This is a genomic window from Leptotrichia sp. oral taxon 218 (assembly GCF_018128225.1).
Classification (GTDB): Bacteria; Fusobacteriota; Fusobacteriia; order Fusobacteriales; family Leptotrichiaceae; genus Leptotrichia.
Genome location: NZ_CP072377.1, coordinates 1,454,239 through 1,473,077 on the forward strand (window position 1 = coordinate 1,454,239; position 18,839 = coordinate 1,473,077).

Here is an 18,839-nt window from a genome sequence, read left to right on the forward strand (position 1 = left end):
AAAAAATAGTGAAATTTAATAATCTCACTATTTTTTATTTTCTAATTTTTTATTATTTTGTTAATTTAATACTTTATTACTTTAATTAATTAATTATTTTATTTCATTGCTTGAACTTGTTTTAAAATTTCTGCCGCACCTTTTACTTTACCTTTTACAGCTTCTTCTAAAACTTTTACAGCTTCTGCTTTTTTACCTGCTGCTGCATAAACTTGTCCTAAAATTACTTTTGCTTCACTATTTTTATCTTCTGAAATTGATTTTTGTAAATATTTAACAGCTAAATCCGCAGCTCCAGCTTGAGCAAAATAAGTTCCGATTTCAGCGTTAGTCACTTTTGGAGTTCCTGATTTTAATTGGCTGTATGTTGAGTTTACTTTTGCTGTGTTATTTTGCATTTCATAAATTCCTAAAAGTAATACTTTTGCTTCTACATTTTTAGGTTCTGCAGCAACTGCTTTTGATAAAAATTGTTCAGCTTTTGTCGCATCTCCTTTTTGTAAATAGAAAGTTCCAAGCATTCCTAAAATTTGAGAATTTTTTCCACCTGCTGCTGTATTCATTTCAGTTAAATATTTTTCAGCTTGAGCAGGATTTTTTTCTGACATAGCTATTTCAGCTAATAAGATTCCAGCTCCATTTACTTTTTGCGGCGCACCTGTGTATGCTTTTTGCAAATATGTTTTGGCTTGAGTTGTATTATTTTTTGTCAAATAATATTGTCCTACATTGTAGTTCACTTCTGAAACAAATGCTTTATCAGTTGATTTCATAGCTTTGTTATATCTTTCTGTTCCCTTTGATTGTTCATTGTTATCGAAGTAAAAAATAATTAAACTTGAAGTTATATCCGCATCTTTTCCATCTGTTTTTTCATCTGTCCAAAGAATATATTTTTCAGCTGATTCTTTATCTTTTTGAGCAATTCCAACTAGATATAATAATCTTGCTGATTCAGCACTGTAGCTGTTTACAACTTTTCCACCATCAAAAGCTGTTTCCAAATAAGGTTTTGCTTTAGCTATTTGATTTTGTTGTAAATAATAAGAACCTAATTCTAAATTTGCTCTTTGTTTATATTCTGCATCTCCAGTTTTTGAAAGCGTTTCCAAAATTTTAACTGCTTCTGCTGTTTTCTTTTGTCCTGCTAAAGTTCTAGCTTTTTCATAATCTGCTTTTGAATCTGCAAATGACAAAGCTCCTGTAACTAATATTGCTCCTATTAGTAATAATTTTTTCATAATTTCCTCCTAATTTTAATTTATCTATTTTGATAATTAAACGATAAATTTCTATAAATTTCTTAAAGCATCAACTAATTCAGTTTTTGAAGCTGTTTTAGCGTCAACTCCTTTTATAATTCTAGCTGGTGTTCCTGCAACTACGACACCTTCTGGAACATTTTGCGTAACTATTGCTCCTGCTGCAACTACTGAACCTTTTCCAACTCTGACTCCTTCTAAGACTACTGCATTTGCTCCTACAACTACATCGTCTTCGATCACAACTGGATCTGCTGAAGGTGGTTCGATAACCCCAGCTAATACTGCTCCTGCACCGATGTGACAGTTTTTACCAACTTTGGCTCTTCCACCTAAAACAACATTCATATCAATCATTGTTCCTTCACCGATTTCAGCACCAATATTTATAACTGCACCCATCATTATTACAGCTCTATCTCCAATGCTAACTTTATCTCTGATAAATACTCCTGGTTCAATTCTTGCATTAATATTTTTCATATCAAGCATTGGTACCCCAGAATTTCTTCTATCATTTTTTAAATAATAATTTTGTAAGTTATTTTCTTTTATGATTTTTTCTATTTCTTCCCAATCTCCAAAAATAACTTTTAATCCATCTTTTCCAATAACTTTGCAAGAATAAGGATTTTTTATTTCTTCATCTGTGTAAAGTTCTACTGGAGTAGTCTTTTTCGCATCGGCGATATATTGAATAATAGCTTTTGATTTTTCTAATTCTGTCATTTTCCCTCCATTTTCTCAAAATCTTTTTAATTTTAGTATATTATAATTTTCGTCTATTTTACCACTTTTTTACAAATTTTACAACTAATATTTTATTTATTTATTCCCAAAACATCTCTCATAGTATATTTCCCAGCATCTTTGCCTTTTAAAAATTCTACCGCTTTTACTGCACCATCTGAAAACATTTTTCTTGACAACGCTTCGTGTTTTATTTCGATAATTTCATCATTTTTTGCATAAATAACAGTATGTTCTCCAACGATATTCCCACCACGAATTGCGTGAACTCCTATTTCTTTTTCAGCTCTTTTACTATATCCTTCTCTTCCGTAAACTGTTCTGTAATCATTTCCGTCATCTAAATTTTCTTTTACAATTTCAAGAAGTGTCGAAGCTGTCCCACTTGGAGCGTCAATTTTTCTGTTATGATGTTTTTCCACAATTTCAATATCAAAATCTTTTAATAATTTTGTAGCAAATGCAACTATTTCATTTACTATATTTACTCCTAACGAAGTATTTGTCGCTTTAATCACAGGAATTAATTCTGCAGCTTTTTCAATTTTTTTTAATTGCTCTTCCGTATGACCAGTTGTCGCCACCAAAACTGGAACTTTTTTAGCAATTCCCGCTTCCAAGACATCGTCAATTAAGCTAAAATGTGAAAAATCAATTATTGCATCATATTCCACATTAGCATTTTCCCCTTTTAAATTAATGAAATCTCCTTTTCCAAGCGGATCAACAAAACCCACAAATTCATTTTTACTATTTATTATAGATTCTTTTACATATTGTGCCATAACTCCAGCACCATAAACTACTATTTTCATATTTTCTCCTCTTCTTTTAAATAAACTTTTGAATAAAAATCACTTAATATATTATACTAAATTTTTAATGTTTTGTACAGTCGGTCAGTTTTTAAAAATAAAGATATGAAAAAAATTAATTTATAAAAAATTTAAATTTATGATATAATGTAAATTGAAAAAACTAAAAATAAAAAATAAAGGAGAGGTTATATGGCAAAGAAAAAAATTGACGAAAAAAACAAAGAAAATAAAGAGAAAATGTTAGATCTAGCACTAAAGCAAATACACAAAGACTTTGGTGACGGTGCTATTATGAAACTTGGGGAAAATCAAAAACTGAATATAAAAACCATTTCTACAGGAAGCATAAACTTAGATATAGCACTTGGCGTAGGTGGTGTTCCAAGAGGAAGAATCGTTGAAATTTATGGAGCTGAATCTTCTGGAAAAACGACTCTTGCACTGCATATCATTGCAGAAGCTCAAAAAGAAGGCGGAGTTGTAGGATTTATTGATGCTGAACATGCACTTGACCCAGTTTATGCAAAAGCACTTGGAGTAAATATTGACGAACTTTTGATTTCTCAACCTGATACAGGAGAACAAGCTCTTGAAATTGCTGATATGCTTGTAAGAAGTGGAGCAATGGATGTAGTCGTAGTGGATTCAGTTGCAGCACTTGTTCCAAAAGCGGAAATTGAAGGCGAAATGGGAGACCAGCAAATGGGACTTCAAGCTAGACTTATGTCAAAAGCGCTTAGAAAATTGACAGGAAGTATTGCAAAATCTGATACGGTTATGATTTTTATCAATCAGATAAGAGAAAAAATTGGTGGATTTTCTTTTGTTCCAGGAGTTCAGACAACTACTTCAGGAGGTCGTGCACTAAAATTCTTTTCAACAGTGAGAATGGAGGTAAAAAGAGTTGGTTCAGTAAAACAAGGGGATGAAATGGTTGGAAATGAAGTTTTAGTCAAAGTTACTAAAAATAAAGTTGCACCGCCATTTAAAGAAGCTAGATTTAATGTGATGTATGGACAAGGAATTTCAAAAATTGGAGAAATACTGGACGCTGGAATTGATTTTGGAGTTATCTCAAAAAGTGGTTCTTGGTTTGCTTATGGAGATGAGAAATTAGGTCAAGGTCGAATTAATGTTGAAAAAATGTTAAAAGAAAACACTGAGTTATTCTCACGAATCGAAGCTCAAGTTATGGAAAAAATTAGAGAAAAATTGGGACTTAATGCTGAAGAAGAAAACTCTGAAGAAATAAAAAATTCAGAAAATAATAACGATTCTAATGATTCCAATAATTCTAATGAAACGGAAGATTAATGATTATAATAAAAATATCAAGAAATAAACTATACTTGTCTACAGAAGAAATAATGGATGTAAGTCCATTTATAAGACAAAGATATGAATTAAAAGTAAATGATGATATTTCTAGCCTCTATGATGATATTTCATATGAGGCTTCTTTGGAAAAAGGAATTTTTCTGATTTCTTTAAAAGATCGAACAGAAAAGAAATTTATAAAAAATTATCAGAAAAATATCAAAATAAAGAAGCTGTAAAAAAAGCTGTAAAAAAATTAAAAGAACTTGGATATTTAAATGATTTAGACTACGCAATTTCTTATATAAAAAATAAAAAATATGGAAAAAATAGAATTTCTTATAATTTGTCTCAAAAGGGACTCGAAAAAAAGACAATCGAACTTGCTTACGAAAAATTAGAATCTGAAGGAAATATTGACGATAAAAGGCTTGAAATTTTAATTAAAAAAAATGAAAAAAAATTAGCACACAAAAATTCTAGTTTAACAAAAGAAGAATATTTAAAACAGTTAAAAGAAGAACAAAAACTGATACAATATTTGGCAAGACAAGGATTTTCACTTGATAAAATATTTGAAAAAATTAAAGAATATAAATCATTTTTATAAAAAATTTATGTTAAAATTTATAATAAACAAAAAAATATACTAAAAAATTTTTAATTTAATAAGGAGAGTAAAAAATGAGAACAATATTTTACCATTTTATACTTGTGGGAACATTTCTATATGGAATGATTTTTAGAGCTCCGGCACTACTTTTTAAAAAAGGTCGAGATGCTCATAATTTTGCTCGTAAAGTTGGAGTAAATTGGGGAAAAAATTTAGTTTGGGCTTCAGGCAGTAAAGTAAAAGTTATTTACGAAAATGACTGTGAAAAAGAAATAAAAAAAATAAAAGAAACTGGAGAACCTATCATTTTAATTTCAAATCATCAAAGTAATTTAGATATTCCAACTCTTCTTGGATATTTACCACTAGATTTTGCTTTTATTGCAAAAAAAGAAATGAAAACTTGGCCATTAATCGGTGGCTGGATGAAAGCGTTAAACTGTATCTTTTTGGATAGAAAAAATGCTCGTCAAGGAATGAAAGATATGAAAAATGCGATTTCAAAAGTAGAAGATGGATATTCTTATGTAATTTTTCCAGAAGGAAGTCGAACTGAAAATGGAGAAGTTGGCGAATTTAAAAAGGGAAGTTTTAAACTTGCGAAAGATAGCAAAGTTAGAATTTTGCCAATAACAATTTGTGGAACTTACGAAGTTCAAAATAAAAAAAGTTTAAAAGTGAAAGGCAATAAAAACATTAAAGTAATAGTTGACAAACCTATTGATCCTGCTAATTTGCCAATTCAAGAACAAAAAAATATTCACAAAATCGTGAACGACATAATAAGAGAAAATTTGAAAAAATATAAAATTTAAATTTAAAAAAATTACAGACATAAAAAGCAATTTTTAGGAGAAAATATAATGAAAGTATTTTTAGCTACAAAAAATAAAGGAAAAATTAAAGATTTTGAAAAGTTGACTGAAGGAATGAATATTGAAATTTTATCAATTTTAGATGACATAGAAATACCAGATGTAGTGGAAGATGGTACTACTTTTGAAGAAAATTCACAAAAAAAAGCACTTGAAATTTCTAAATTTATAAAAATTACAACAATTTCTGATGACTCTGGTCTTTGCGTTGACGCATTAAATGGAGATCCTGGAATTTTTTCAGCAAGATATGCGGGAGAAGATGGAAATGATAAAAAAAATAATGAAAAACTTTTACAAAATTTGAAAGATGTGCCAAAAGAAAAAAGAACAGCACATTTTATCTCAGTTGTAAGTATCGCTTTTCCAGATGGCAAAGTTGAATCTTTTTCTGGAAGAGCCGACGGAGAAATTTTATTTGAAAATTGTGGAGATGGAGGATTTGGATATGATCCGCTGTTTTATTCATATGATTTGAAAAAAAGTTTTGGAGTTGCTTCACCTGACGAAAAAAAATCTGTGAGTCACAGAGGAAAAGCCTTTAGAAAATTAATTGAATCAAAAATTTTGGAAAGTAAAAAATAATGTTAGTAAATTTGAAAATAAATAACTCAAGCATAAAAAAAAATTTGGAAAAAATTCGCTCGATTAATAAAAATATGATTTGTGTTATAAAAGATGATGCTTACGGTCTAAAAATAGAAAAGATTTTGCCTGTTTTGATAAAAAATAACTGTAATTATTTTGCAGTAGCTTATCTTGAAGAAGCTGTTAAAGTTTATAAAATTTTAAAAAATTTTAAAAATTTAAATAAAAAAAATAATTGCAATGTGATGACACTTAATTATGTGGAACCGAAAAAATTGGAAGTAGCGATTAAAAATGGAATTGAAATAACAATTTTTAGTAAAAAACAATTTTACGATTATATCGATATTTTGAATAATTTTAAAAAAAATATCTGTTTAAAAATTCACATAAAAATAAATAGCGGAATGAATCGACTTGGATTTGATGAAAATGAAGTTTTTGAAATAATAAAAGAAATTAAAAAAATAAATTCTGAATTTTTGAAGGATAAAAAATTTAAATTGGAAATTATCTCGATTTTTTCACATATTTCTGAAGCTGAAAATAAAACCAAAACTGAAAAGCAAGTAAAAAAATTTGAAAAAATTTTAAAAATTTTTGACGATAACGAAATAAAATATAAATATAGACATTTACAAGCAAGTCCGCTGTTATTTAAATATGAAAAAAAGTATAACTATGATTTTTGCCGTGTTGGAATGGCAATTTATGGTTTAGAGCCGCTTTCTTACGATGTCGGTTTGGAAAATGCCATTTTAGTGGAATCAAAAATTATAAATATTCGTGAAGTGAAAAAAGATGAAAAAGTTTCGTATGGAAATAAAGGAATTTTGAAAAGAGATTCAAAAGTTGGAATTGTCGCAATAGGTTATGCACACGGACTTCCAAAACAAATTGAGAATAAAAAAAATTGTGCGTATGTGCTTGTAAATGACAAAAAAGCAAATATTTTGGGTGAAATATGTATGGATATGATTTTTATTGATTTAACTGATATTCAAGATATAAAAATTGGAGATAAAGTTTTGATTGTTGGAAATAAGAAAAGCTGGAAAAATAAAATAACATTAAGACAGATGGCGAAATGGGGAAACACTATACAAGATGATGTTTTAACTAACTTTAAAATTGATAAAAAAAAGATTTTTATAATTAATTAGGATTAATTTTATAAATTAATCTTTTTTTTATTTTTGTTTTTTCATTATTTTTACTTTTTTATAAAAAAATTGCTCTAAAATTAGAACAATCTTTTCATTTTTTATATTTTTAGTTTTTTATTTTTTTAGTTCCAAAATAATTTATCAATTAAAGTTTTTCTCTTTGGCATTCCTTCTAAAATTTTACCCCTTTTTATCCAAAATTTTCGTTTTGCAATCTCATACAAAGGCTTGTCAGCAAGGCTATCAGAATAAAATTTCACTATTTCAATTTCATAATTATTTTGCTTTGCCCATCTGTTTAATTTTTTTACTTTTTCGTCACCTTTATTATTTTTCCCATTAATTTGAGCAACAAATTTTTTTTGATTGTCACCCACAAATCTTGTTCCAAAAACAATGTCATATCCTTGTGAAAGTAAGAACTTTTCAATTAAAAACAATGGACTTGCTGAAGTCACAATAACAAAATCAGCTTCTTTTCTATTTTTTTGTAACTCTTCTTTTACCCAAGGATAAATTTTATTTTTTTTCGTTTCCCAAAATTCATCAATCAAATCTTGAATTTCTTTTTTTGTGTGAGATTCTAAAAATTTAAAATATTTTTCTTTTATTTTTGTCAAATTTACAATTTTAAAAAGATACAAAAATAGATATCTGGAATAAGTAATCAAAAATAAAATAGATTTTAGTGGATATTTTTTTAAATAAAATACCGAAAAATTAACTCCAGTTTCTCCATCATAAATTGTCTTGTCAAAGTCATACACAACTAATTTTTTTTTCATAAATCAGCTCCTTTTCATAAATTTTTATAATAATCTAATGTTTTTCCATACAAATAATATTTTACATTTTTTAATTCATTTAAATTTTTTGCATTTAAAGCGCACATTATCATTTTACACTCATGTTTCCAGCTATTCAAAATTTCTATAATTTCATCTGTAGAATATTCGCTCAAAAATTTTAAAATTGTCCCTGAAATTCCAACGCCACTCGCTCCTAATACAAGGCATTTTATTACATCAAGTGGATTTCGCACTCCGCCACTTGCAACAATTTCAACTTTTCCATCAAATTTTTTTGCATCCAAAAGTGCTTGAACCGTCGTCTTTCCCCAGTCATTCAAATATTTAAAATGATTTTTACGGCGCATATTTTCGATATAAGCAAAGTTTGTGCCGCCACGACCACTTATATCCACTGTTTTTATTCCCAACTCTATTGCTTTTTCAATAGTTTTTCTGTCCATACCAAAGCCAACTTCTTTTAGAACCAACGGAACTTTTATATTTTTTACAAAATCTCTTAAATTATTTTCCCACTCGTTAAAATTTCGGCTTCCTTCAGGCATTATAAGCTCTTGCATAAGATTTATATGAATTTGTAAAAATATTGGATTTAAATCTTTTATCGCTTTTTGTCCACTTGTGAAATTTTTGTCAACTCCAATATTTGTTGCAAGTAATAAATTTTCATTATTTTTTCGCACAATTTTGAAAGAATCATCATCTTTATTTTTTAACGCTGCGCTGTATGAACCAGTTACAAGCAAAATTTCACATTCATTTGCAATTTTAGCCAATTTTTCGTTTATATTTTTTCCAGCTTCACTTCCACCTGTCATCGCATTGATAAAAAACGGAAACTTAAAATTATGTCCCGCAAAATTTGTCGATAAATCAATTTCATCCAAATTATATTTTGGCAGTGAACTGTGCTCCAACTGAACATCATCAAAGCTATTATAATCACTTTTATATCGCAGAGCAAACTTAATGTGATCATCTTTTCTTTTCATACAATAAATTTTTTCCTTTCTTTTATTTAATATTTAAATTTTTAAATTTTTTATTTTAATTTTTTTTAAATTTTAATTTATTTAATTTATCCATTTTTTATAATTTTCCAGAAAATATTGTCTCAATTTCCAATTTTTCCCATCTCTTAATCAATTCTTTACTGTCATTTTCATCAAAAGAAATCGCAATTCCACAGTCGCCACCGCCAGAACCGCTACTTTTAGCACATATATCAAGTCCTTGTGTAGCTTGGACAAGTTTTATCAATTCTAAACTATAAATATTTTCATTTAATTTTTTCAAAATATTTCCATTATTTTCAATTAATTTTTTTATTTTTTCTTTTTCTCCGTTAATAATAGCTTCTCTCAAATTATTTACAATATCTTGAACTTCACTTAAAAATTTTTTATCTATTGAAGATTTCACAATTTTAATCATTTCACTAGAAATTGACGGCTTTTTCGTCCAGCCAACTAAAAAATCGCATTCAATTCCACATTTTATCTCTTCAATTCTATATCCCCAGTCCATCTCCAAAACTTCTTTTAAATCTTTTTTTTCAATAAATTCTTTTATTTTTTCCCTGTCAAAAGATGTGTAAAATACCATATTTTCATAAGAAATGCAGGCTAAATCTCCCATTGAGCCATTATCTCCCAATTTTAACAATGTATAAGCTGCCAATTTAAAAATTATTTCTTTTGAGAAAAATTTATTATTTAATTTTTTATAATATAACTCAAACATAGCTTTTATTACCAAAATTACAACACTTCCACTTGATCCAATTCCATATTTTTTCCCATTTTTCTCCATTTTTCCAGTTATTTTTAAATCAATTGGTTCTGGATCAATTTTATTTAAAATCAAAAAATCATTTACATTTTTTATCGCATTTTGAATTAACGAATAGTTTTTATCGTATTTAAGTGTAACTAAATAATCAAACATATCTGAAAATATATGATATTCTGAATTTTTAGAAAAATTTATTTGTGCATTCATGAAAATATCAACATTTTTTATAATCGCACTATTTCCACAGTTTAATACGGCATATTCTCCAACAATATAAAGTTTTCCACAAGTTTTTATATTTATTTTTTTATTTTTATCTCTATTTCCATTATTATTTCTATCTTCCATCTAAAATTTTCACTTTCCAAAAAATTTAAATTATTTATAATATTTTACCATTTTAATATATTTTGTCAATTATAATTTTTTAAAAACTTCTCCAATTTTATCGTGAATGACTAAATTTGCTAAATAATCTTTGTCAGTTGAACTTTTGTTGATTAAAACGAGATTTTTTCCATTAAAATATTGAATCAATGAAGCCGCTGGATGAACAATTAAAGATGTTCCGCCGATAATTAAAGTATCCGCATTTGAAATCTGTCTTATCGCTTCTGAAAAAATTTCCATATTTAGACTTTCTTCATAAAGAGTCACATCTGGCTTTATAACTCCACCACATTTGGGACAATGTGGAATTTTTTCCTTTTCGCAAAAACTCAAAAACTCATCTAAATTATAAACTTTACCACATTTTGTGCAAATATTTCTATCAATTGTTCCATGCACTTTCAAAACATTTTTACTTCCAGCCATCTCGTGCAGACAGTCAATATTTTGAGTTACAACAGCACTCAATTTTCCTTCTTTTTCCAGTTTAGCCAAATAAAAGTGTGCAAAATTGGGTTTAGCTTCTTTATAAATTAAATTTTTTTTATAAAAATCATAAAAATCTTCTGGATATTTTAAATACATCGTGTGTGAAATCAGCTCTTCAGGTGAAAAATGTCTATTTAACTTTTGATTATAAATTCCATTTGCACTTCTAAAATCAGGAATTCCAGACTCTGTGGAAACTCCAGCTCCTCCAAAAAACACAATTTTTTTACTTTCTTCTATTATTTTTTTTAATTCGTTTATTTTTTCTAAATTTTTCATATTTTCTGATTTCATCTCCTTTATCCACAATTTCACAATTAACTGATAAAAAAAATGAGAGAACACTTTATTCTCTCAAAATTAATTGCTCATTAACTACTTCTAGATCCACTCATATCAAGCCTATCTGGTTTTGATTTCAATGTTCTTCCTTTTAATGCTTCTTCTTCGACTAAAATTTCAGATGAACCAACTTTTCTTAATCTTCTTATTATTTCATAAACAAATTCATCTCCTGTTTCACCTTCAAATTCTCCAGAAAGTTCCAAGAACTCTTTGTTTTCTGGTGTCATTACAGGAACATTTATATATTTTATAAGTTGATTTGTATTTTCATCTTCTTTTACAGTTCCCCATAACAAATCTAAATTATCAGATATTTTATCATTTGGTGAAATTGCTTCAACTGAATGTGCTACTTCAGAAAAGTTTCCATAAACATCTTCATATCCGATTGAAACTTCATAATGTTCATTTACATCAATATCAGTAATATAATGTGAACCTATTCTTTCATGTCTTACTATTTTTCTATATTCTTGTCCATTTTTAAACAATTTAATAATTACATTATCAATTACTCCATTGTCATTAGACAATCTTGTAAATGTTTCTTCTCTAATTTCCCAATAAACAAACAATGTTGTTGGATTTTTAGGCATAAGAACTATTTCATCTACAAAGTATGAATATGGAAGTGGTGATTTATCAAAATAAATATCTTCATGATTAGAATTTCCATCAAATTCTGTTCCTATCGCAAATTTTGACTGATTTATTTCTGTTTCAATGTGTCTTCTCTTTAACTGTTCCACTGTCATACCTTCATAATTAAAAGATATTTCTCTAAAAATTTTTCTATATTTTTGACCTAAATTTCCTATTAATTTTTTATTTATAAAATTTCTATAAAAAACTTTACTTCTTTTTATTTCAAAAATATTTTTTAAAAATTTTACTATCATCATTCGTTCAATTACTTCCATTGGAACGAATCTTGATATTTTTTTCAATTCTTTTTCCATTTTTTTATTCATTGTAAATTTTTTGTTTACATAATTTCTATAATGTGTCCTTTTTGTCCTATAATTTTTTTGCATCATGATAACACCGCCTCCCATAAATTTTTTTATACCTATATTTTACATTAAAATTACTTTCTTGTCAAATTACTTTGAAGTCTTTTTTTAGTTCCTAAAATATCCCGTTCTTCTTGAATTTTGTGTTTCTTTGCAATTTCAATTGCCGCAATTCTCGCTCTTTTGACAGCTTCAGCTTTTGTCGATTCAACCAAAGTTTCTCCTAAAATTACGACTTTATCTTGTCTTACTTCCAAAAATCCGCCTTCCAAATAATATGTGACCTCTTCTTTATCATTCTCTCTAACTACCATTTCTCCGGCACCGATTGGGGAAATAAAATTTATATGTTTGGCAAGAATCCCAATATCTCCGTTTTCTGTTCTAAGTTTCACAAAAGTAACAGGTTTTTCAAACACAAGACCTTCTGGAGTTACTGCTTTTAAAATAAATTCTGTAGCCATCTTCCCTCCTTTAACAACTAAAAAATTTTATAAATATGAAAAAGGAGCAAATTAAACACTCCTATTTTCATTCTATTCTGCCATTAATTCTCTTGCTTTTGCAACTGCTTCGTCAATAGTTCCCACATATAAGAACGCCTGTTCTGGCAAATCATCGTGAAGTCCATCCAAAATTTCTTTAAATCCACGGATTGTTTCACGCAAAGGTACATATTTTCCTTTCATTCCAGTAAACTGTTCTGCTACTGAAAATGGTTGTGAGAAAAATCTTTGAATTTTTCTTGCACGGTTTACGATAAGTTTATCCTCTTCATCCAATTCATCCATACCCAAAATAGCAATTATATCTTGCAATTCTTTATATCTTTGCAAAACTTTTTGAGTATCTCTTGCAACTTTATAATGTTCATTTCCAACAATTTCTGGTTCCAAAATTCTTGATGTTGAATCAAGTGGGTCAACTGCTGGATAAATTCCAAGTGAAGCAATTTGTCTTGAAAGTACTGTAGTTGCATCCAAATGCGCAAATGTTGTCGCTGGTGCCGGGTCAGTCAAATCATCCGCTGGAACATAAACTGCTTGAACAGATGTAATTGAACCAGCATTTGTTGAAGTGATTCTTTCTTGTAGTGCTCCCATTTCAGTTGCCAAATTTGGCTGATAACCAACTGCTGATGGCATTCTTCCAAGTAGTGCCGAAACTTCTGCTCCAGCTTGAGTAAATCTGAAAATATTGTCGATAAATAAAAGTACATTTTGTCCTTCTTTATCTCTAAAATATTCAGCCATTGTAAGTGCTGTCAAACCTACTCTAAGTCTTGCACCAGGCGGTTCATTCATTTGTCCATACACTAAGGCAGTTTTATCTATAACTCCACTTTCAGTCATTTCATTATATAAATCTCTTCCTTCTCTTGTACGTTCTCCTACTCCTGCAAAAACAGAAAGTCCTCCGTGTCCTTTTGCAATATTATTAATTAACTCTTGAATAAGTACAGTTTTTCCTACTCCTGCACCTCCAAAAAGTCCAATTTTTCCACCTTTTAAATAAGGTGCCAATAAATCTACAACTTTTATTCCAGTTTCTAAGATTTCTGTATCTGTTCCTTGTTCTTCAAATGATGGTGCTTCTTTATGAATTGACTCTTTTAAAACACTTTCATTGTCAAGTGGTTCTCCATCATCAACTGTTTCTCCCAAAACATTGAATATTCTTCCCAAAGTATCTCTACCAACTGGTACTTGAATAGGTTTTCCTGTGTCAATTACTTCTAGTCCTCGTCTTAATCCGTCAGTCCCAGACATCGCTACCGCTCTTACTACATTGTTTCCATTGTGTGAATGAACTTCCGCAACCAGTTTACCGCTTTTTGTGTGAATTTCCAAAGCGTTATAAATATCTGGCAATTCGTTCTCAAATCTTACATCTATAACCGGTCCAATTACTTGAACTAATTTACCTTTATTCATTGATTAATGTCGCTCTCCTTTCTCTTTATGTAAATTTAACTTTTACTGTACTCCTGATGAACCTCCAATTATTTCGGTTAATTCTTGTGTTATAAGTCCTTGACGCTCTCTGTTGTACTGCACTTCCAATTTTTTTATCATATCTGCAGCATTGTCATTGGCTTGTTTCATCGCTGACATTCTAGCTGAATGTTCACTTGCTGAATTTTCCAAAAGCGCTTGATACAATTTTATATTTAAAACTTGTGGAATAAAAACGTTTAACACTTCATCTTCCGATGGATCAAACATATATTCTTTTGTTGGAAGTCCTTCCTTTTTTTCAATTGGAAGCAATTTCTCAGTTTGAATATTATATTCTACCGCTGACACAAATTTTGAATAAATCAAATAAACTTCATCATAGTAGTCATCCAAATAAAATTGTACAACATCTTCACTTATTTTTTTCGCTTTTTCAAACATTGTTTCAGGTATCATTTGTGTATATTCACTGTCGACATCTATATTTCTAGTTTTACAATAATCTTTTGCCTTTTTTCCAATTGTAATTACAGAAATTTCTTTATTTTCTTTTTGAAATTTTTTTCTCATTTCTTCAAGTTTTCTATGCGTATTTGAATTAAAACTTCCGCAAAGTCCTCTATCTGAAGTCATCACAATAATTCCAACTTTTTTAACTTGAGTTTTTCCGTCAAATATTACAAATTTATTACCTTTTAATCCCGCAACTAAGTTATCAAACGCTATATCTAGTGCCTGTGCATAACTACGAGATTTTAGCGTCAATATTTGAAACTTTTTAAATTTTGTAGAAGAAACAATATTCATAGCATTTGTGATTTGACTTGTATTTTTTACGCTGTCAATTCTTTCTTTTATTTCTTTCATATTTGCAGCCATATTTTTTCACCTACTTACCAGACATAATCTTCTTTAAACTCTTTAATAAAATCATTTAAAGAATTTTTGATTTCATCATCTATCTGTTTTTTCTCCAAAATTTGTTTCAAAATAATTGTTTTATTTGAAATTTCATCAATCAATTCCTTTTCAAATTGACGAACTTTTTCTGTTGGTACATCGTCAAAAAATCCGTTTGTTACACAGTAAAATGAAATTACTTGTTCTTCAACTTTATAAGGACTATATTGACCTTGCTTTAACACTTCCATAATTTTAGAACCACGATTTAACTGATCTCTTGTCGCTTTATCCAAATCTGAACCAAATTGCGTAAATGCAAGTAACTCATTATATTGTGCAAGTTCCAATTTTACTTTTGAAGCAACTTGTTTCATTGCTTTAATTTGAGCTGATCCACCTACCCTTGACACAGAAACTCCCGCATTTATCGCTGGTCTAAATCCTGAATTAAACAAATCAGTTTCCAAGAAAATTTGTCCATCTGTAATCGAAATTACATTTGTTGGGATATATGCCGAAATATCTCCTGCTTTCGTTTCAATAATTGGTAATGCTGTAATTGATCCACCACCCAATTTGTCACTTAATTTTGCAGCTCTTTCAAGAAGTCTTGAGTGTAAATAGAATACATCTCCAGGGAATGCTTCCCTTCCTGGCGGTCTTTTAAGAAGCAATGACATTTCACGATAAGCTACAGCATGTTTAGATAAATCATCATAAATTATCAAAACACTCTTTCCATTATCCATAAAGTATTCTCCCATTGCGACTCCCGCATATGGTGCTAAATACTGAAGCGGTGCAGATTCCGATGCTGTTGCTGCTACAATTATCGTATAATCAAGTGCTCCTGTTTCTTCTAATTTTCTATAAATTTGTGCAACTGTTGATCTTTTTTGACCAATTGCAACATAAACACAAATTGTATCATTTTCTTTTTGATTTATTATTGCGTCAATTGCTATTGCAGTTTTTCCAGTTTGTCTATCTCCAATTATAAGTTCTCTTTGTCCTTTTCCTATTGGAAACATTCCATCAATTGCTTTTATTCCAGTTTGTAACGGCTCACTTACAGGTTTTCTTGCAATGATTCCAGAAGCTTGTCTTTCAATTGGCATATATTTACTAGCTTTTATTTCACCTTTTCCATCAATTGGATTTCCAAGCGCATCTACAACTCTTCCAAGTAATTCTTCTCCAGCTGGTACTTGTGCAACTTTTCCTGTCCCTTTTACAAGGCTTCCTTCTTTTATTCCGACTGTTTCACCAAAAATAACCGCTCCGATATTACTTTCTTCCAAATTTAACGCCATTCCGGTTGCACCATTTTCAAATTCTAATAGTTCTCCAGACATAGCATCACTTAATCCATAAATTCTAGCGATTCCATCTCCAACTTCAAGAACTGTTCCAGTGTTGGAAATATCAATTTTATTTTTGTAATTTTCTATTTCGCTACGAATTATTTTACTTACCTCTTCTGGTTTAATCTTCAAAAAAAGCACCTCCATTTCTAAAAAACTTTTTTCATATCGCTTATTTGATTTTTTATTGAACCATCAATTATTTCATCATTTACTTTTATGATTCCTCCACCAATTATACTTTTATCAACAACTAAATTCAATACAACTTTTTTGTTATATTTTTTTTCCAATTTTTCTGTTAATCTTTTTTCTTGATCATTTGATAATTTTTTTGCAAATATAGCTGTTACAGGGAGTTTATCATTTTCTTTATAATAAATTTCCAAAAATTTAGCTTTTATTTTCGCTACTGAAGATAATCTATCTTTTTTGACAATATACTTTATCACTTTAATTGACTCTGCACTAGCAAAACTAAAAGATTTTTGTAAAAACTCTTCTTTTTCAGAAATTTTAATCATCGGATTTTCCAAAATTCTTCTAAATTGCTCTTCTTCCGAATATTTTTCCATCAAAATATTAAGAACTTCTCGAATTTCATCAATTTTATTAGAAGATTTTGCTACATCATAAATGGCTTGTGCATATGTTTTTGCGATTTCATCTTCCATATTAATCTCCTAATCCATCAATAAATTTATCAATTGTCTTATCTTGATCTTTATCAATATTTTCTTTAATAATTTTTTCCGCAAGATCCACAGCCATTTCTCCGACTTCCTTTTGCAACTCAAATTTAGCTTTTTGTCGCATTTTTTCAATATCAGCTTCCGCTTTCATCATCATTCTTTCACGGTTATTCATAGCCAAATTTATAATTTGATCTTTTCTTTCATCAGCTTGTCTTTCAGCTTTTATCAAAATGTCATTAGCTCGTCGTTTTGATTCTTTTTTAAGTTTTTCAACATTTTTCTTTTTCTCTTCCAATTTTTCCTTCTCATTTTCGACGATTTCCATTTCAGATAATGCTATTTTCTTTCTATCTTCCAAAATTTTTCCAATTTTTTTTGAAAATGCCCGTGTGAAAAAATAGACTAATACTAAAAAATTTATTATTTGAATAGCCATTGTAAAATCAATGTTTACTAATTTTGATCCATCCATTTTTTCTCCTTATTTTCTAGTTATTTTTATTTTATATTTTTACCACCCGTCAATTTTACATTTAAAATACCAGGTTGAAAAATAACTTCCTCTTCTTTTCCTTTTGCTTTTATCACAAATTTAAATAAATAACGATACTTTTTGTCACTTAAAGCAAACAAATCTTTTAATTTGGTAACTTTTACTTTTTCCAAATCAACTTTTGTATCTTTTAACACATTTTTCAAATTAACTGAACCTATATTACTCGATTCTCCGCTCCAACTTATTAAATTACTTTCTTTTTCACTTCCAAATCCTTTTATTTTAGAAACTTTCCCAACTTCAGTTACCCATTCTTCCACAAAAGGTTTATTTTTTTCTCTTTTTTCTCTCTTTTCTGGAACTTTTGAAGAAATCAAAAGTTTTTCATTTCTTTCTGATGTAACTAAATAAACTTTTACACTCTCCAATTCAATTTCAGTTTTTTTTACTTGAAATCCCAAAATAAAACTTGTATTTAACTTAGTGGACTTTGTAATTTCACCGCTTCCATCTGAATTAGTTTCATTAATTCCAGTAAACAATATTTTATAATTATCAGTCGACACCATTGTTCCACCAGCCAAAATTTCTTCTGAATTCTTTGTAAAAGACAAAACCTTCTCAGAATTTACCTTTGTTATTTTGTCTAATTTCACTCTGTCAACTCTTTCATCTTTTTTTTGTGAATCGTTTAAAAGTTTTGGATTTTCTTTTTCGGTATAAATCCCTTTTTCAATCGAATCTTTAGCTTTTCTTATTTTCTTATCAACTTCATTCAAATTTTCATCATTATTTGAATTTGGCAAATTATTTTTTTTTACAGATGTCTTTTTTATTTTTTTATTTTCTGGATTTTTTTTATCCACATTCTTTTTATCTAAAGTTTTAACTGGTTTAACTGGAGTTTTAGTTCCATTTAAATCTTTTGGCACTGGCTTTGTAATTTTATTGTCAGTTTTTTTTTGATTTTTAGGTGGAGTTTTTACAGTTTCTACTTTTTTTGTTATTTTTTTATTATCTATTGCTTTAGACTTATTATCAACTTTTTTGGAAATTGGGGTTGCAGTTTTTGTCTTAGTAGTATCGGCCTTTTTCGGTTTATTATTTACCGCTCCAAAAGATACATTAAAAAATGTGATTAAATACAATCCTATTGCTATTTTTTTTAAATTTATGACAATCACAACCTTTCTT

General features: G+C 28.7%; 21 protein-coding genes. 6 read left to right on the forward strand and 15 right to left on the reverse strand.

What is annotated here, in order from left to right:
• Positions 1–98: 98 nt before the first annotated feature.
• The 3 genes from J5A73_RS06725 to dapB form a co-directional block, all read right to left on the reverse strand.
• The gene (locus tag J5A73_RS06725; RefSeq protein WP_211614247.1) at positions 99–1,241 is read right to left on the reverse strand and encodes a lipopolysaccharide assembly protein LapB; all 1,143 of its coding nucleotides are present in this window, start codon (positions 1,239–1,241) and stop codon (positions 99–101) included.
• A 51-nt stretch (positions 1,242–1,292) separates the two neighbouring features.
• A complete protein-coding gene (gene dapD / locus J5A73_RS06730) occupies positions 1,293–1,991 on the reverse strand; it encodes a 2,3,4,5-tetrahydropyridine-2,6-dicarboxylate N-acetyltransferase (protein ID WP_211614249.1) in 699 nt (232 codons plus the stop codon).
• Between the two features lie 92 nt (positions 1,992–2,083).
• Positions 2,084–2,827 (reverse strand): 4-hydroxy-tetrahydrodipicolinate reductase, encoded by a 744-nt coding sequence (gene dapB, locus J5A73_RS06735; RefSeq protein WP_211614251.1) that lies wholly within the window; start codon positions 2,825–2,827, stop codon positions 2,084–2,086.
• 192 nt (positions 2,828–3,019) lie between these two features.
• On the opposite strand from dapB, the gene recA reads away from it, so the two are divergent.
• The 6 genes from recA to alr all read left to right on the forward strand — a co-directional run bounded on the left by recA (position 3,020) and on the right by alr (position 7,386).
• Positions 3,020–4,144 carry a recombinase RecA gene (recA, locus tag J5A73_RS06740; RefSeq protein ID WP_211614253.1) on the forward strand — a complete coding sequence of 375 codons (1,125 nt, stop codon included), beginning with the start codon at positions 3,020–3,022 and terminating at the stop codon, positions 4,142–4,144.
• The gene (locus tag J5A73_RS10490; RefSeq protein WP_249069188.1) at positions 4,144–4,386 is read left to right on the forward strand and encodes a hypothetical protein; all 243 of its coding nucleotides are present in this window, start codon (positions 4,144–4,146) and stop codon (positions 4,384–4,386) included. Before recA ends, J5A73_RS10490 begins: the two co-directional genes overlap by 1 nt.
• A gap of 107 nt (positions 4,387–4,493) precedes the next feature.
• Positions 4,494–4,757 carry a hypothetical protein gene (locus tag J5A73_RS10775; RefSeq protein ID WP_371813385.1) on the forward strand — a complete coding sequence of 88 codons (264 nt, stop codon included), beginning with the start codon at positions 4,494–4,496 and terminating at the stop codon, positions 4,755–4,757.
• Between the two features lie 74 nt (positions 4,758–4,831).
• On the forward strand, positions 4,832–5,575 hold the full coding sequence (locus J5A73_RS06750; RefSeq protein ID WP_211614255.1) for a 1-acyl-sn-glycerol-3-phosphate acyltransferase: 744 nt from the start codon (positions 4,832–4,834) through the stop codon (positions 5,573–5,575).
• A 48-nt stretch (positions 5,576–5,623) separates the two neighbouring features.
• Complete coding sequence (locus J5A73_RS06755) at positions 5,624–6,220, forward strand: XTP/dITP diphosphatase (protein WP_211614257.1); 597 nt, start codon at positions 5,624–5,626, stop codon at positions 6,218–6,220.
• Entirely contained in the window at positions 6,220–7,386 is a 1,167-nt protein-coding gene (gene alr / locus J5A73_RS06760; protein ID WP_211614259.1) for an alanine racemase, read from the forward strand. The genes J5A73_RS06755 and alr overlap by 1 nt, the downstream gene beginning before the upstream one ends.
• Positions 7,387–7,511: 125 nt before the next feature.
• On the opposite strand, the gene J5A73_RS06765 is transcribed toward alr, so the two are convergent.
• From J5A73_RS06765 to J5A73_RS06820, 12 genes are all read right to left on the reverse strand, one after another.
• A complete protein-coding gene (locus J5A73_RS06765; protein ID WP_211614261.1) occupies positions 7,512–8,174 on the reverse strand; it encodes an HAD family phosphatase in 663 nt (220 codons plus the stop codon).
• Positions 8,175–8,188: 14 nt separating this feature from the next.
• Positions 8,189–9,190 (reverse strand): type 2 isopentenyl-diphosphate Delta-isomerase, encoded by a 1,002-nt coding sequence (gene fni / locus J5A73_RS06770; protein ID WP_211614264.1) that lies wholly within the window; start codon positions 9,188–9,190, stop codon positions 8,189–8,191.
• Positions 9,191–9,287: 97 nt separating this feature from the next.
• Positions 9,288–10,340, reverse strand: coding sequence for a phosphomevalonate kinase (locus tag J5A73_RS06775; RefSeq protein WP_211614266.1), 1,053 nt, complete (start codon positions 10,338–10,340; stop codon positions 9,288–9,290).
• A gap of 69 nt (positions 10,341–10,409) precedes the next feature.
• Entirely contained in the window at positions 10,410–11,165 is a 756-nt protein-coding gene (locus J5A73_RS06780) for an NAD-dependent protein deacylase (protein ID WP_249069189.1), read from the reverse strand.
• A gap of 77 nt (positions 11,166–11,242) precedes the next feature.
• Complete coding sequence (locus J5A73_RS06785) at positions 11,243–12,253, reverse strand: DUF4912 domain-containing protein (protein ID WP_211614268.1); 1,011 nt, start codon at positions 12,251–12,253, stop codon at positions 11,243–11,245.
• A 50-nt stretch (positions 12,254–12,303) separates the two neighbouring features.
• Positions 12,304–12,693 (reverse strand): ATP synthase F1 subunit epsilon, encoded by a 390-nt coding sequence (gene atpC / locus J5A73_RS06790; protein ID WP_211614270.1) that lies wholly within the window; start codon positions 12,691–12,693, stop codon positions 12,304–12,306.
• Between the two features lie 72 nt (positions 12,694–12,765).
• The gene (gene atpD, locus J5A73_RS06795; protein ID WP_211614272.1) at positions 12,766–14,163 is read right to left on the reverse strand and encodes a F0F1 ATP synthase subunit beta; all 1,398 of its coding nucleotides are present in this window, start codon (positions 14,161–14,163) and stop codon (positions 12,766–12,768) included.
• A 42-nt stretch (positions 14,164–14,205) separates the two neighbouring features.
• Entirely contained in the window at positions 14,206–15,066 is an 861-nt protein-coding gene (gene atpG / locus J5A73_RS06800; protein ID WP_211614280.1) for an ATP synthase F1 subunit gamma, read from the reverse strand.
• A 14-nt stretch (positions 15,067–15,080) separates the two neighbouring features.
• Positions 15,081–16,586, reverse strand: coding sequence for a F0F1 ATP synthase subunit alpha (gene atpA, locus J5A73_RS06805; RefSeq protein WP_211614282.1), 1,506 nt, complete (start codon positions 16,584–16,586; stop codon positions 15,081–15,083).
• Positions 16,587–16,603: 17 nt separating this feature from the next.
• On the reverse strand, positions 16,604–17,128 hold the full coding sequence (atpH, locus tag J5A73_RS06810; RefSeq protein WP_211614284.1) for an ATP synthase F1 subunit delta: 525 nt from the start codon (positions 17,126–17,128) through the stop codon (positions 16,604–16,606).
• 1 nt (position 17,129) lies between these two features.
• The gene (gene atpF, locus J5A73_RS06815; RefSeq protein WP_211614286.1) at positions 17,130–17,621 is read right to left on the reverse strand and encodes a F0F1 ATP synthase subunit B; all 492 of its coding nucleotides are present in this window, start codon (positions 17,619–17,621) and stop codon (positions 17,130–17,132) included.
• A gap of 26 nt (positions 17,622–17,647) precedes the next feature.
• A complete protein-coding gene (locus J5A73_RS06820; RefSeq protein WP_211614288.1) occupies positions 17,648–18,793 on the reverse strand; it encodes a hypothetical protein in 1,146 nt (381 codons plus the stop codon).
• Between the last annotated feature and the right edge of the window lie 46 nt (positions 18,794–18,839).